A 15,409-nucleotide genomic window follows, 5' to 3' on the forward strand; every position below is an offset into this window, starting at 1 on the left:
CACATGGTCCAGGCACGAAAGCGGCTTGGAGATATCCTCGTTGAAACGGGATTGATCACGGAAGAACAGCTCCGGGAAACCCTGAAGGAGAAACTGAAAGACCAGCGTCTGGGTGATGCGCTCCTGCAGAGAGGACTGATCACCGAACTGCAGCTGGTCGAGACGCTCGAGATCCAGCTCGGCATCCCGCATGTGAACCTGTTCAGATATCCGTTCGAGCCTCACATTTTCAGCCTCGTTCCGAAAGAGTTCGCCAAGCGCAATCTGCTGGTGCCGCTGAAAACCGAAGAGGACAGGCTGTTTGTCGCGATGGTCGACCCGATGGACTATATTGCGATCGAAGACCTGAGGCTGTCCACCGGTTTCCAGATTGAGCCGGTGATTGCCTCGAAGGATGACATCATGAGGACAATCGCGAAGTTTTACGAAGAGTCCTTTGACGAATTATTTATTGAGCAGGAGCGGCTTCAGCGGGAGGACGAGGACAACCTGACAGACCTGGACTCTCCGGTCGTCCGACTCGTCAACCAGATTCTCACTGCGGCGGTGATCCAGAAGGCGTCGGACATCCATATTGACCCGAGGGAGCACCAGCTGCTCATCCGGTTCCGGATCGACGGGATGCTTCACGACGAGCGTGTCTTGCCGAAGCATATGCAGCCGATGATCAATGCCAGGATCAAGATTATGGCGAACCTCGACATCACGGAACACCGCGTTCCGCAGGACGGGCGGATCAAGACGAATGTCGACTTCAGGCCGATCGACCTGCGCGTGTCGACACTGCCGACCGTCTACGGGGAAAAGATCGTCATGCGGATCCTCGACCTGAGCAACTCGCTCGCCGACCTGACGCATCTCGGGTTTAACCGGATCAACCTTGAACGGTTTATGAAGGAAATCACGAAGCCGAGCGGCATCGTCCTCATTTCGGGGCCGACGGGGTCGGGGAAATCGTCGACGCTTTATGCGGCACTTAACAAGCTGAACCGGGAAGAGGTCAATATCGTGACGGTCGAGGACCCGGTCGAGTACCAGCTGAACGGCATCAACCAGGTCCAGGTGAATCCGAATGTCGGGATGACCTTTGCGGCGGGGTTGCGGTCAATTCTTCGCCAGGATCCCGACATCGTCATGGTCGGGGAGATTCGGGACGTTGAAACGGCGGAAATCGCGGTGCGGGCTTCTCTGACGGGACACGTCGTCCTCAGCACGATCCATACGAACGATTCGATTGCGACAATCACCCGGTTGCTTGATATGGGCGTCGAGCCCTTCCTCGTCACCGCATCGCTGAATGCCGTCGTGGCACAGCGTCTTCTGCGGCGGGTGTGCAGGGACTGCAAGACGGAAGAGCCGGCGACCGAGCGGGAAAAGGAAATCGCGTCAAAGCGCGGCATCAAGATCGAACAGGTCATGCGCGGCAAGGGCTGCCCGTCCTGCAACATGACCGGCTACCGCGGAAGGATTGCGATCCACGAAGTGCTCGTGCTCGATGATGAAATGCGGAATGCGATCAATAAGGGCGAAACGGTATCCAAACTAAAAGAGATCGCCATCCGGAACAAGACGATTTTCCTTCTGGATGACGGGCTCCTGAAAGTCAAACAGGGAATCACGACGACGGAAGAAGTGTTCCGTGTCGCAATGCTGGATTAAGGCGGTGGAATGATGAAACAGACAATTGACGGACTTTTATCTGCGGCATTTAAACTCAAGGCATCCGACATTCACCTGACGGTCGGCGTACCGCCTGTTTTCCGGATTCACGGAGACTTGAAGCGGTATGGGAAGGAAGTGAACACGCCGGAATTCACCCTGGGAATCGCAAAGGCGGTCATCCCCGAGAAACTGTATGATCAGTTTCTTGAAAAGGGCGAGCTGGACTTTTCCTACTCCGTCCCGGGTGTGTCGCGGTTCCGGGTGAACGCTTACCGCCAGCGCGGTTCGGTATCGCTCGCCTTCCGGACGATTCCGACGAAGATCATGACCGTGGAAGAACTCGGCATGCCGGACACGCTCAAGCGGCTTGCGGAAACGCCGCAAGGCATGATCCTCGTGACTGGTCCGACCGGTTCAGGTAAGTCCACGACGCTTGCCGCGATGATCCGCCATATCAATGAGACAACCCGAAAGCACATTATCACGCTCGAAGACCCGATTGAGTTCGTCCACAATCACGGCGCGTCGATCATTGACCAGCGGGAAGTCGGCTTTGATACCGATTCGTTTGCGAACGGCCTCCGTGCCGCTCTCCGGCAAGACCCTGACGTCATCCTCGTCGGGGAGATGCGGGACCTCGAGACGATATCGATTGCGATCACTGCGGCGGAGACGGGCCACCTCGTCTTCGGTACACTTCACACATGGAGTGCCGCGTCCACGATCGACCGGATCATCGATGTGTTCCCTCCGTCCCAGCAGACACAGATCCGTGTACAGCTGGCGGGGGTTCTGACAGGCGTTATCTCGCAGCGGCTGTTCAAGACAGCGGACGGCCAGGGACGCCGTGCCGCCACCGAGATTATGATCAACAACCCGGCGATCGGCAACCTGATCCGGACTGAGAAGATCCATCAGATCCCGAGCGTCATTCAAACAAGCCGGGCAATCGGCATGCACACAATGGAGTCGTCCATCCAGAAGCTCGTCGATACCGGCGCTATTTCCTATGAAACGGCCAAGCCGTACCTTGAAGGGGACGAGCACTGATGCCGCGTTTCCAGTATGAGGGGCGTGACACAAAGCGTGTCAGGAAAGGTACCATCCAGGCGGATACAAAACGGGATGCGGTGATGAAGCTGCGCGACCAGGGGATCCGCGTACTCAAACTTAACGAACTGCCGGAAACCACGCTGACAAAAGAAATCACAATCGGGAAGCCGGTCAAGCGCCCACAGCTGATCATGTTCCTCCAGCAATTTTCGACACTTCTTCGGGCTGGCGTAACGATTGTCGATGCGATCCATATCCTGTCTCAGCAGGTCGAATCCAAGCCGTTCCGCAAGATTCTCTCGGAAATTGCCGACGACCTGCGCGGCGGCGGTGCACTGAGTGACGCGATGGCCAAACATCCGAAAGCGTTCGAGCCTCTTACGCTCAATATGATTGCGGCAGGAGAAGCCTCCGGTAATATTGACGACTCACTGGACCGGCTCGCCATGCATTACGAGAAGTCGTATGCCACCCGGCAGAAAGTCGTGTCGGCAATGGTCTACCCGGTCGTCGTCCTTGTTTTGGCTTTCGGTGTCGTCATCTTCCTCCTCGTGTCGATCGTCCCGATGTTTGTCGACATGTTCGACAGCCTGGGGGCGGAACTGCCGGGGATTACGCTTTTTGTTCTCGGGGCCAGTGAATTCATGCAGAGGTTCTGGTATTTGATTGTCGGGTTCGTTTTGCTGCTTGTTCTAGCAATCTACCTAATGCATCGAAGCAAAGAAGGGAAGTATGTCCTGGACACGTTTCTTCTGCGGATGCCTTTGATCGGCGACCTGATGAAAAAATCTGCTTTAGCCTCGATGACCAGGACACTCAGCTCGCTGTTTACAAGTTCCGTGCCCATCCTCCAGGCAATGGCGATGGTCGAGCGGGTCGTCGACAATGAAGTCATTAAGCGGGTTGTCAATGAGTCAAGGAATGAGTTACAGAAAGGGAATTCCATTGCCGGACCGATGACCGGCCACTGGGCGTTCCCGCCGCTTATTCCCCACATGATTGCTATAGGTGAGCAGACAGGGGCGCTTGACCAGATGCTCGGAAAGGTAGCCGAGTTCTATGAAAAAGAAGTAGACACGGCAACCGAGCGGCTGAAATCACTGATCGAGCCGCTCATGATGATTTTCCTCGCGGTCATCGTCGGCACCATCGTCATGGCCATCATGATTCCAATGTTCAGCATGTACGAACAAGTTGGTTAACGTGAAACAATTCTGTAACAAACAGAAATAATCCTGTAATAAACGTAAAAATGATTCTATTTATTGGTTTGGGGTAATGCTATAATAGATTCGTAGAAAACCTACAGGATTTGACAAAAGGAGGACAACCAATGATGAAATTCGTCAAAAACAAACTAAAAGAGGAAAAGGGCCTCACGCTCATTGAGCTCTTGGCGGTTATCGTTATTCTTGGTATTATTGCTGCCATTGCGATTCCGGCTATCGGCAATGTTATTGAAAACAGTCGTTATAACGCGGTTAAAGGTGACGCTCTCAATATCTTGTCTGCTGCCAATATTTATATTGCAGAAAACGAAATTCCAAGTGAAGGAATTAAACCGGCACAACTTGATTCTTATTTAGAATCACCAGGAAAGGTTACTGAATATACAGTTACACGAGAAGACGGTGACCTTGTTATCACCACAGCTGCTGGTGTCGAGTATTCGGGAAATAAAACTGTTAAATTCACTAATGCTTCGGTAGCAGAAATCAATGCCGATGATCAGTCAGGAAGTTCTGATAATAACAAAACTATTCCTGGCGGTGGTACAACAGAGCCTCCAGTAGAAGGTTAAATAAAGGAGCTGACACAATTGCCCAAAAAACCATTCCGCCGCAAACAACGCATCACATCCATCACAATCGAAGAAGACGCCCTCCGTTACGCTGAGCTCCGCTCCGCCGCTCCGCTCATCATCGAGCGCACGGAGGAACGGCCGCTCGCGGAAGGAGTCATCTCCGAAGGCAAGGTGATGGATCCGAAAGCGTTGGAAGTGGCGGTGGAGGGGGCAGTGAAGGATTGGGGGCTGCGGCGCAAGCGCGTCCGGTTCCTCGCTCCTGATCAGTTTGTCATCATCCGAAAAGTGGAAACCCCGGCCGATGTCCCTGAAGATGAGCTGAAAGGCTACTTCTTCATTGAGATCGGCTCTTCTTTATATTTGCCGTTTGATGATCCGCTGTTTGATGTCGTTCCTTTCGAGAGTGAAGGAGACGGGAAGGAATCGATCATCATCGCGTCGAAAGAAGAGATTGTGCGTCAGTATGAGCGGGCTCTTGTCGAATCCAAGCTGAAGCCTGTCCAATGTGACATTGCGCCGCTTGCGCTTTACCGGCTGGCTTATCAGCAGCACAATCTGGACACAGAGCGCAATGTGCTGATCGCGGATTTCAGGGGAAATGATCTGACGGTCTCGATCTTCCACCGCCATCAGCCGCTGTTTTTGCGGCCGATTGAAATTGATGAAGAGGAATGGACGGCAGAAACCGCCTTCCGGGAAATCTCCAAACTCATCAATTTCTATACATACAACATGATGGACGGCAATGAAACGATTGATTGCCTGTTTGTTTCGGGTGACTGCAGCATGACTGATGAGCTGTCCCAAATGTTCCGGGACCAAATGAGCCTGGATGCCGGATGCATCCGGAAACAACGGATCGAAGACGTGGCCGGCCGTGAAGTCCCGGAACGGTTTGACCGGGTGATCGGTCTGGCTTTGAAAGAGGTGTAGCGTTTGCTCGTTGATATTAACTTACTTCCCGAACGGGATCGGGAACGATCAAAAGCCGTCATCCTCTCGCTCGTCATCCTGCTTTCCGCGATGCTGTTCTGGCTGACGTTCTTCATTATGGCAAACCGGAATGCGGATGAGGCGGAGCGGCTCGATGCCCACACGCAGGAAATCCGGCTCGAGGGGGCGGAAATCCGATCCCGCATGCAGGGGACGGAGACGATGGCGGACCGCGAACAGCTGGAGCTGACCGTCGGCTGGGCGGAAAGCTACCAGTTCCCGACGGCCCCTCTCCTCCGCCATCTTGTTTCGCTGCTGCCCGCCCGCGGGTTCATGATGGAGTATACATATACCGGCCCGCATACGGCCGACCTGTCCGTCCAGTTCGACCGATACGAGCAGGCCGCTTACTATCTTGCCCGGCTGAAGGCGGCAACACCCGTGGACAGCGCGATCATGAATGATGTCAGCGCATCGCCTCTGGACGAAGAAACCGACGAGGAAGGGAATCCTGTAGATACCGGCGAGATCGTCGTGCCCCGTTATATCGCGACTTACACCATTGAGTTTGTTGATCCGAGGGTCCCGGCCGAAGGGACGGCAGAGGAACCGGCAGAAGGCGGGGAAGGCGAAGCGGCGGAGGACGGCTCTGATACTGAAGTGAACGTCGACAACGATGTCGATGTGAATGTGGAGCAGGAGAATCCGGAACCGGGGACCGGCACTGATGCCGGCGAGGACACAGGTACAGGAGCTGAAACCGACCCTGCTGCCGAAGGTCAGGACGGCACCACGGATGCCGGGAGCACCCAGAACGGCGACACACCGGTTTCCGGCGGAGATCAGACGGAAGGGGGCGGCGGCCAGTGAACCGATTCGGCATGAACCGGAAAGAGACGATCCTTGTCGTCCTCTCGGCGCTGTTCCTGATCGCCCTTCTCCTTTACTCGTACTTCATGCTGTTCAAGCCTGCGCGCGAAACGCGGATCCAGTCCCAGCAGACGCTGCAGACCGAGCGTCAGGTATTGTCCTCGCTCCAGCAGCAGGCCTCGGGCGAGACGGAAAGCGAGCCGGCAAGCACGCTGCCGCTCCAGCGGCGCGTGCCGGTCAGTCCGGCAGAGGAAGTCGTCCTGCTCCAGGTCGGCAAGGCGGAAGTGGTGTCCGGGACGGAGATCCAGAACGTGGCGTTTACGACCGGCGAGATGGTCATCGAAAACCCGCCGGATGGCGTTGAGAGTGTCAGTGAGCTTTTGACGACCGTGCAGATCCTTTCTCCGGATTACGACGGCATCCTTACATTTATTGAGGAAGTCGAGCAACTGGAGCGGATTACGGTCACCAATTCGGTCTCTTTCACCGGCCCGCCGGAGCGGACCGGGGAGGCGCAGGAAAAAGAGCCGGTCGCGATGGAGATCACCTTCTCCTCGTTTTACCGGCCTGATCTTACGACGTTGGAAGGCGAGACGCCGACCGCACCGGCTCCGCCGCCTTCGCTGAAACAAGACCCATTTACGTTCGAGGATGAGACGGAACAGGAGGACTGACTGTGGACTGGCTTTGGGCGCTGATGTTTTTCATTTACGGACTCGTGTTCGGGTCATTTTATAATGTGGTCGGCCTCAGGGTCCCGGAAAAGCAGTCGATCGTCCGGCCGCCGTCCCGCTGCCCGTCCTGCGGGAGGCGGCTGACGGCGGCCGACCTTGTGCCGTTTTTCTCGTTTGTCTTCCTGAAGGGGAAATGCCGCGGCTGCGGCTCGAAGATCCACTGGGTGTATCCGATGATGGAACTCATGACCGGAATCGCTTTCGCGCTTGCGTATTTCCGCTTCGGATTCTCCGGCGAACTGGTGGTGGCGCTGCTGTTCCTGTCGCTACTTGTCATCATTACCGTCTCGGATATCGCCTATATGCTTATCCCCGACAAGATTCTCCTTTCGCTTGGCGTTCCGATTCTCCTGCTGCGTGTCGCCTTGCCGACGGATCCGTGGTGGGACGGCCCGGCGGCGGCACTGGTTCTGCCCGCCATCCTGCTCTTTATCGCCATCGTATCAAAGGGCGGCATGGGCGGCGGCGACATTAAGCTGTATGTCGTGATCGGCCTTGTGCTGGGGCTGACGGATTCATTTCTGTCATTGTTCATCGCCGCCCTGGTGGGAGCGGTTGCCGGTTTGATCATCCTGAAGCGGCAGGGCAAGGGTCGGCGTACGCCGGTCCCGTTCGGCCCTTCGATAGCGTTCGGTGCGACAATCGCTTACCTGTACGGCGACGAGATTGTCGGCTGGTATCTGAACCTGTTTGTTTAACCCGATAAATTAAAAGGACAAGACGACAGCCGTCTTGTCCTTTTTTATCGTCCGGCTGGTATCGTTCCTTATAAAAGGGGTGGTGTCATGCGGTTACGGAAAAAGTATTCACGCGGGGCAATCGCGATGGCCATGCTGCACGGCTTCCTGATGGGGATCGGCGGCGTGCTGTTGTTCGGATTTATCGTCATGTCGGAAGACGGGAAGTCGGGCGATGCGGAAACGCCGGAAGCCGGGGAAACGGTGCCTGCGGATGCGGAACCTGCGAAGGAAGAAGCGAAAAAGGGGGAAGGCGAGGAAGCGACGGGCAACCGGAAAACGATGTTTTTTGCGATTCAGCACGGCATGTTCTCAAGTCATGATGCGGCGACCGGGTTCCTCTCATCCCAGGCACAGCTCGACAAGGCGGCGATTGTCCGCGTGGAGGACAAGTTCTACCTTTGGTCATCGATCCACCTGACCGATTCGGAAGCCCGTGCGTCCGTCGTGAAGGATACGTTCGTCAAGCCGTTCACGATTGATGCGGCGGCATGCCCTGCGGAAACGAGCGGGAAACTCCCGGTTTTATTGGCTGCGCAGGAAGCGGCAAAATTTAAATTTGACGACAAGACGAAGGATGATGCCCTGCCGGAAGGGTGGAAAAAGAATGTCGGCGCCGTTCAAGGGATTACGGAAGATCCGGCCATTATGAGGCTGCATCTGGTCAGCCATTATTCCGAGGCTGCCGAGTGTCTCAAAATCGAATTCTGAGCCAGTTTCCGTGCTCGAAATTGAAAAGTGCGGATTTCTCTATTTTCCCCCTCTCGGCTATGATGGGAACAAACCGTTTAGGGGGAATGGCATATGGAATTCAAGACAAACCGTCGAGTGATTCTCGCATCGGGATCTCCGAGAAGAAGTGAGCTGATGGGCGTGGCGGGCATCCCATTCATCGTCCGTAAACCGCAAGTGGCAGAGCCGCTGATCCGGCAGGGGGAAAAGCTGGCAAATTATGCGGAACGGCTTGCCAGGCTGAAGGCCTTTGATGTGGCGGAACATGAATCCGGATCTGTTGTGATCGGAGCGGACACGGTCGTGCATCAGGAAGGACGGGTGTATGGAAAACCGTCCGGCAGGGAAGAGGCGAAAGCCTTCCTCGAGGCGCTCTGCGGTTCGGTCCATTCCGTCTCGACGGGAGTCTGTGTGACGGACGGGGAAAAGGAACGTACCTTCTCGGTCACGACAGACGTCGAGTTCCGTGATGTTCCCGGTTGGATGGTCGACAAGTATGTGGATTCCGGCGACCCGATGGATAAGGCCGGCGCGTACGGCATCCAATCCGGCGGCGCGCTATTTGTGAAGGAGATCAGGGGAGACTACCACGCGGTCGTCGGCCTTCCGGTCGCGGACGTATTCGGAGTGCTGAATGAAATGGGAGTGATCTCGGGCGGGAAGGGGGACGGGCTTTGACGACGGACCTGTATGTACCGAAGATCAGCGAGCTCCACATCGCTGACCGGCCGAGGGAGAGGCTGATCCACCAGGGCGCCGAGAGCTTGTCCAACCAGGAACTGATCGCAATCCTGCTCCGGAGCGGCACCAGGCAGGAATCGGTTCTCCAGCTGGCCAACCGGGTGCTGGCTTTTTTTGACCGGATCCAAGACATGCAGCATGCGACACTTGAGGAAATGACATCGGTAAAAGGCATTGGTGAGGCGAAGGCGGTGCAGCTGCTGGCCGCCGTCGAGCTCGGCAAGCGCCTCACCCGAAAGCAGTCGACGGAACGCTACGTCATCCGCTCGCCGGAAGATGCCGCGAGCTACCTGATGCCTGATATGTCGAACCTGAACCAGGAACACTTCGTTGTGTTGTTCCTGAACGTGAAAAACGAAGTGCTCCACAGCCGGACCATTTTTATAGGAAGCCTGAACTCCTCGATCGTCCATCCGAGGGAAGTGTTCCGGGAAGCGGTCAAGCGCTCCGCGGCCTCCATTATCTGCGCCCACAACCACCCGAGCGGCAACCCGGCCCCGAGCCCCGAAGACATCGAAGTCACCAAACGTCTCGCCGAAGCCGGCAGAATCGTCGGCATCGACCTCCTCGACCACATCATCATCGGAGACCACAAATTCCTCAGTCTGAAGGAAGGGGACTTTATTTGAATCTTTTAGTTGAAATGGCATTGTACGCAGGTGTTACTGGTTAAATGATGCCCTATCGTTGATTGAAGCGTAAGGCCCGAGACACCTGCGGGAATAGCGTTAGCCGAAGACCCCGCAGAGCGTAGCTCGAGGAGGCTAAGGCAACGCCCGCGGTAAGCGAGGGCCTGGAGCTAAAATCAACAAGCACGAAGCAAGAATTTACTTACTTTAATCTATTACACGCTATAGCTTCATATAAGATTGTCACTTTCTCGCGCAATCCGTTATAATGATGTGTATGATTTCAAACCGGCAACACTAACGGCCGCGCAGAAAGGGAGATTAATAGCGTGTTTGGATTCGGATCAAAAGATGTCGGGATTGACCTCGGCACAGCAAATACACTGGTTTTCATTAAAGGCAAGGGAATTGTTCTCCGCGAACCGTCCGTCGTTGCGAAGAACGTCAAGACAGGGGAGATCGTCGCGGTCGGGAATGACGCGAAGAATATGATCGGACGGACACCGGGCTCCATCATTGCAACGCGTCCGATGAAAGACGGCGTCATCGCGGACTTCGACACGACGACGGCCATGATCCAGTATTACCTGCGCGAAGCACAGAAAGCATCGGGCGGCACATGGAAAAAGCCGAACGTCATGATTTGCGTGCCGTACGGCATCACATCGGTTGAACAGCGCGCCGTGATCGACGCATCCCGCCAGGCAGGCGCCAAAGACGCCTTCACAATCGAAGAGCCGTTTGCGGCGGCAATCGGCGCAAACCTTCCAGTTTGGGAACCAACCGGCAGCATGGTCGTCGATATTGGGGGCGGGACGACGGAAGTGGCTGTCATCTCGCTCGGAGGCATCGTAACGAGCGAATCGATCCGCGTCGGCGGCGACGCCATGGACCAGGCGATCATTTCTTACATCCGCAAAACTTATAACCTGACGATCGGTGACCGCACCGCTGAGCAGATCAAAATCGAAATCGGCTCTGCCAAAGTCACAGAGAAGCCGGACAAGATGGAAATCCGCGGACGCGACTTGCTGACAGGCTTGCCGAAGACGATCGAAATCTCTTCGGAAGAAATCGCGGAAGCGCTCAAGGAATCCATCACGGCCATTATCGACGGCGTGAAAAAGACCCTCGAGCACACACCGCCTGAACTGTCCGCAGACGTCATGGAGCGCGGCATCGTGCTCACGGGAGGCGGCGCACTTCTCGCCAACCTTGATAAGGTGATTGCAGAAGAAACGAACATGCCTGTATCCATCGCGGAAGACCCGCTTGACTGTGTGGCGATCGGCACCGGCAAGGCGCTCGACAACTTTGATGTCATCAAGAAACAGCAAGCCAGATAATACGGGAGTGAAGGCAGCATGCCGCAGTTTTTCTCTAACAAACGGCTGATCCTTCTCCTCGTCGGTGTCATCGTACTGGTCGCCCTGATTTTCTTCTCGCTCAGGGACCGCGATCATGCGAACTTGCCCGAACAGATCGTAAAAGATGTCGTCGGCTTCGGACAGCAGCTGTTCTCGAAGCCTGCGCACTACATAACGGACCTGATCGACGATGTGGATTCACTTCTGAACACCTATGAGGAGAACCAGCGCCTGCGCGCACGGCTCGTTGAGTACGCGGCCGTCCAGGCAGAACTCAGTGATATCCGAAAAGAGAATGAGCGGCTAAAGGACATTGTCGGCAAAGAGGACGATCTCCGGGACTTTGAACCGATCCACGCATCGGTCCTGGCAAGGAACCCCGACCAGTGGGAAGAGAAAATTGTCATCGACCGCGGTGAAACCCACGGCATCCAAAAGAACATGGCGGTCATGACCGCCCAAGGCCTGATCGGAAAAGTCGTCTTGACGACACCGTTCACATCCACTGTCCAGCTCCTTGCGACGCAGGATCCGGATTACCGGGTATCCGCACTCGTCGTCGGAAAGACGGAGGCGTTCGGACTGGTCGAAGGCTATGACTCCGAGCGGCGTGAGCTGATTCTCCGGCGGATCGATGCCTCATTCGAGATCAAGGAAGGACAAAAAGTCATTTCTTCCGGTCTCGGGGGCATCTTCCCGAAAGGGCTTCTGATCGGAGAAATCACCGAAGTGACGACGGATGACTTCGGGCTGACGAAACAGGCACACATCAAGCCCGCTGCCGATTTCTCGATGCTTGAGCATGTCATCATCGCAAAGCGGAAATCGACGGAGGTCGACGGCTCTGATGCCGGCAACACGGATGAGGCAAAGGATAAAACGGCGGATGGCGGGAAAGACGGGGACGGGTCATGATCCGGCTCCTGATTCCATTTGTCGCCGTCGTTTTATTCTATTTGGAGCCGGTGTTCGGCCTGTTTTCCCCGGTTGAACTCGGCGGGGAGTTCCGCTATCTCATCCCCCGGTTCCTGATCATGTTCCTGATCTTTGTCGGGGTGTACTACAGCCGGCAGCGTGCTCTGACGTACGCAATCATTTTCGGACTCTTGTACGATTTATTTCACATTGATATTATTGGTCTATACGCCTTCCTGTACCCGGCCGTCTGCCTGCTGGCCATCTGGGCCGTGAAGCACATCCACAAGCACATCATTGTCGTTACGCTCATCACGCTGCTGCTTGTAGCGGTGCTTGAAACGGCGCTGTACGGATTCTTCACGCTGATCGGGTTCATCGGGATGCCATTCGGAGAGTTTGCCACGACACGTCTCGTGCCGACGATGATCGCCAACTCGGTGTTCCTCGTCCTGTTGGGCTGGGTGTTCAAATCGCTTGCCAACCGGCGGAGCATCCAGAAGAGGGAAGGAATGTTGTAAGCATGGAGGAGAATTGGGGTGACGCAAGTGACTAGAAAACAGCTTGTCATGATCAAAGGAACGAAGTCGGGCCTCGTGTTGCGCCTTGACGACCAATGCGCCTATTCCGAACTGATGTCGGAACTGGAGCAGAAAGTCCGGGAGGAAGCGCTCGAGGGGACGACGGAGATCCAGCTCCACCTCGGCAACCGGTACTGTACCGATGAGCAGGTTAAGGAGCTCATCAACTGTGTCCAGAAATCTCCCCATCTCCGAGTAACGAAAGTTCAAGGTGACGTCATCCGGGTGGAAGAGTGCAATCGCCTCATCAAAGAAAACCAGTCCGAGACGTTTGTCGGAATTGTGCGCTCCGGGCAGGTCGTACAGGCGGAGGGAGATCTCGTCATCATCGGTGACGTGAATCCGAACGGAAAAGCGATCGCGAACGGAAATATTTTCGTCCTCGGACGGCTGAAGGGCATCGCCCATGCCGGTGCCGAGGGCAATCGTGACGCGGTCATCGCGGCTTCCTGGCTGGAAGCGACGCATCTGATGATCGCCGATAAAGTGGAGACGATGACGGACGAACTGACGGTTCTGTCCGAACGTCCGGAAATGGAATGTGCCTATATCCACCGGAACGGCTTCATCGCCATCGACCGACTTCAGGAGCTCCGCATCCTGAGGCCGAACTTATCTACATTCAAGGGAGGAAGCTAATGTGGGAGAAGCCATCGTTGTGACATCAGGGAAGGGGGGCGTCGGCAAGACGACGACGACCGCCAACCTGGGAACTGCATTGGCCCTTCAAGGCAAGAAAGTCTGCCTGATTGACACGGACATCGGCCTCCGGAACCTGGACGTCGTACTCGGCCTTGAAAACCGGATCATCTATGATCTTGTCGATGTGGTGGAAGGACGTTGCCGTGTCAACCAGGCGCTCGTGAAAGACAAGCGCTTTGAGGACCGGCTGTTCCTTCTTCCGGCGGCACAGACAGCGGACAAGCTGGCTGTTTCGCCGGAGCAGATGAAGGAGCTCGTCACCGAGCTGAAACGCGAATACGATTACATCCTGATCGACTGCCCGGCCGGTATCGAGCAGGGCTACCAGAACGCAGTGGCCGGTGCCGACCGCGCAATCGTCGTCACCACGCCGGAAATATCCGCCGTGCGCGACGCCGACCGGATCATCGGTCTGCTTGAGCAGGAAGAAGGCATCGAACCGCCCAAGCTGATCATCAACCGGATCAAGCGCCATCTCATGGACTCCGGCGAAGCACTTGATGTGAATGAGATCACGACCCACTTGTCGATCGATCTCCTCGGCATCGTCATGGACGATGAAAACGTCATTTCTTCATCCAATAAAGGCGAACCGGTCGTCCTCAACCCGGCCAACCGTGCGGCAACGGGCTACCGCAACATCGCCCGCCGGATTCTCGGAGAATCGGTGCCGCTCATGTCCATGGACGAGCAGAAAAAGGGCTTCCTTGGTAAGTTGAAATCTCTTTTCACGAAATAATCGTTTCCCGGGAAATCGGGAGTAAATAAGGATATTCGACAATGCGACCCCCATCACATGCCTTCTTAGGCGTGCGGATGGGGGTCTTTCATTTTGGAAAGGAGGAAGGGTGATGGGGAAACGGAGTGTGCCGGAGCGCCTGGCCGCACTGGCGGTGCTGGAATCGAGGGTATCAGAGAGACACCTTTCATATCCTCGCATCAAAAGCGACCTAGACATGCGGCTCGCCGGCTATGCAGGGGAGAAAAAAGCAGACTATTATCTGGAGGAGGCGAGGATGAAGGAAAAGCCGGTGGTGTTGAAGGATGTGATGGTGCCGGCAGGCGGAAAGCAGGTCCAGGTGGATACGTTGGTTCTCCATCCCGCGTTTGTGCTTGTAGCCGAGGTCAAGAATATGACCGGCGAACTCTACTTTGACGAAGGCACCGGACAATTTTACCGGTTCAGAAATGGTGTGCGGGAAGGCATGAGAAATCCGGAAGACCAGCTGAACCGATCGGTGGCGGCGACAGAGCGCTTTCTCGCATCCATCGAACTGCCGGTCCGCGTCCATGGTGCCATCGTGCTCGCAAGCTATCACGGACTGGTCATCCAAGGTCCGGTCAGCAGGCCCATCTTCCAGGTCGACCGGTTGCCGGGGCACATTGAGAAATTGGAGAAGGAGAATCGAGCTATTTTAAAAAGGTCGGACCTGCATTACGTAGTCGATACGCTTAATCTTCTGTCGAGAGAGAAGCGAGAGCAATTTTTTAAATGGTATAAAATTACAAGTAATGATATTGGACCGGGTGTGAGATGTCCCGGCTGCTTCAGAATTGGCATGGAGCGTGGGTATGGAAAGTGGATTTGCATGGATTGCAAAGCAACTTCAACCGATGCCCACCTTGCCACGCTGCAGGAATATCGATTGATGTATGGAAAGGAAATTACCAGCAAGAAAATGAGGGATTTTATCCAGATTCCAGACCTATACCTCGCAAACCGCCTATTGCGCGAGAGATTTACTACCGTAAATAAAAATAAGAGAAATAAACGATACCAAATCAAATCGGATCTTTCATTACTAGAACCTTTTATCAATCATCTGCTCTACAGTAAGTAAAGTTGCCATATGGTACCGCGACTTGCCACATGGACCCGAAGTTGCCACATGGACCCGCGACTTGCCACATGGCACCCGAAGTTGCCACAAGGGCCCGCGACTTGCCAC

The 15,409-nt window shown here is 55.3% G+C and carries 17 protein-coding genes; all 17 read left to right on the forward strand.

The genetic code is table 11. From position 1 onward, the window contains the following. Window positions 1-3 precede the first annotated feature (3 nt). The 17 genes from KHA84_RS07090 (at window position 4) to KHA84_RS07170 (ending at window position 15,301) form a co-directional block, all read left to right on the forward strand. On the forward strand, window positions 4-1,659 hold the full coding sequence (locus KHA84_RS07090; protein ID WP_213422839.1) for a GspE/PulE family protein: 1,656 nt from the start codon (window positions 4-6) through the stop codon (window positions 1,657-1,659). Between the two features lie 12 nt (window positions 1,660-1,671). Beyond that, window positions 1,672-2,712, forward strand: a complete 1,041-nt coding sequence (locus KHA84_RS07095; RefSeq protein WP_213422840.1) for a type IV pilus twitching motility protein PilT — start codon at window positions 1,672-1,674, stop codon at window positions 2,710-2,712. Continuing rightward, the gene (locus KHA84_RS07100; protein WP_213422841.1) at window positions 2,712-3,917 is read left to right on the forward strand and encodes a type II secretion system F family protein; all 1,206 of its coding nucleotides are present in this window, start codon (window positions 2,712-2,714) and stop codon (window positions 3,915-3,917) included. Before KHA84_RS07095 ends, KHA84_RS07100 begins: the two co-directional genes overlap by 1 nt. A 131-nt stretch (window positions 3,918-4,048) precedes the next feature. Beyond that, a complete protein-coding gene (locus KHA84_RS07105) occupies window positions 4,049-4,516 on the forward strand; it encodes a prepilin-type N-terminal cleavage/methylation domain-containing protein (protein WP_213422842.1) in 468 nt (155 codons plus the stop codon). 18 nt (window positions 4,517-4,534) lie between these two features. Further along, complete coding sequence (pilM, locus tag KHA84_RS07110) at window positions 4,535-5,452, forward strand: type IV pilus biogenesis protein PilM (protein WP_213422843.1); 918 nt, start codon at window positions 4,535-4,537, stop codon at window positions 5,450-5,452. Between the two features lie 3 nt (window positions 5,453-5,455). Further along, a complete protein-coding gene (locus tag KHA84_RS07115; protein ID WP_213422844.1) occupies window positions 5,456-6,322 on the forward strand; it encodes a PilN domain-containing protein in 867 nt (288 codons plus the stop codon). Beyond that, a complete protein-coding gene (locus KHA84_RS07120; protein ID WP_213422845.1) occupies window positions 6,319-6,996 on the forward strand; it encodes a pilus assembly protein PilO in 678 nt (225 codons plus the stop codon). Before KHA84_RS07115 ends, KHA84_RS07120 begins: the two co-directional genes overlap by 4 nt. A 2-nt stretch (window positions 6,997-6,998) precedes the next feature. After that, window positions 6,999-7,754, forward strand: coding sequence for a prepilin peptidase (locus tag KHA84_RS07125; protein ID WP_213422846.1), 756 nt, complete (start codon window positions 6,999-7,001; stop codon window positions 7,752-7,754). An 87-nt stretch (window positions 7,755-7,841) separates the two neighbouring features. Then, entirely contained in the window at window positions 7,842-8,504 is a 663-nt protein-coding gene (locus KHA84_RS07130; protein ID WP_213422847.1) for a hypothetical protein, read from the forward strand. Between the two features lie 93 nt (window positions 8,505-8,597). Beyond that, on the forward strand, window positions 8,598-9,203 hold the full coding sequence (locus KHA84_RS07135; RefSeq protein ID WP_213422848.1) for a Maf family protein: 606 nt from the start codon (window positions 8,598-8,600) through the stop codon (window positions 9,201-9,203). Next, window positions 9,200-9,895: a RadC family protein gene (gene radC, locus KHA84_RS07140; protein WP_236823175.1), complete on the forward strand. Its 696-nt coding sequence runs from the start codon at window positions 9,200-9,202 to the stop codon at window positions 9,893-9,895. The genes KHA84_RS07135 and radC overlap by 4 nt, the downstream gene beginning before the upstream one ends. A 329-nt stretch (window positions 9,896-10,224) precedes the next feature. Continuing rightward, window positions 10,225-11,241: a rod shape-determining protein gene (locus tag KHA84_RS07145; RefSeq protein WP_213422849.1), complete on the forward strand. Its 1,017-nt coding sequence runs from the start codon at window positions 10,225-10,227 to the stop codon at window positions 11,239-11,241. 18 nt (window positions 11,242-11,259) lie between these two features. Continuing rightward, a complete protein-coding gene (gene mreC / locus KHA84_RS07150; RefSeq protein ID WP_213422850.1) occupies window positions 11,260-12,177 on the forward strand; it encodes a rod shape-determining protein MreC in 918 nt (305 codons plus the stop codon). Then, window positions 12,174-12,698 (forward strand): rod shape-determining protein MreD, encoded by a 525-nt coding sequence (gene mreD / locus KHA84_RS07155; RefSeq protein WP_213422851.1) that lies wholly within the window; start codon window positions 12,174-12,176, stop codon window positions 12,696-12,698. The genes mreC and mreD overlap by 4 nt, the downstream gene beginning before the upstream one ends. Window positions 12,699-12,725: 27 nt before the next feature. Then, a complete protein-coding gene (minC, locus tag KHA84_RS07160) occupies window positions 12,726-13,397 on the forward strand; it encodes a septum site-determining protein MinC (RefSeq protein WP_213423115.1) in 672 nt (223 codons plus the stop codon). Window position 13,398: 1 nt separating this feature from the next. Further along, on the forward strand, window positions 13,399-14,199 hold the full coding sequence (gene minD / locus KHA84_RS07165) for a septum site-determining protein MinD (RefSeq protein ID WP_213422852.1): 801 nt from the start codon (window positions 13,399-13,401) through the stop codon (window positions 14,197-14,199). Between the two features lie 112 nt (window positions 14,200-14,311). Beyond that, entirely contained in the window at window positions 14,312-15,301 is a 990-nt protein-coding gene (locus tag KHA84_RS07170; RefSeq protein ID WP_213422853.1) for a nuclease-related domain-containing protein, read from the forward strand. The last annotated feature ends 108 nt before the right edge of the window (window positions 15,302-15,409 follow it).

This window comes from Bhargavaea massiliensis (genome assembly GCF_018390575.1).
Lineage (GTDB): Bacteria > Bacillota > Bacilli > Bacillales_A > Planococcaceae > Bhargavaea > Bhargavaea massiliensis.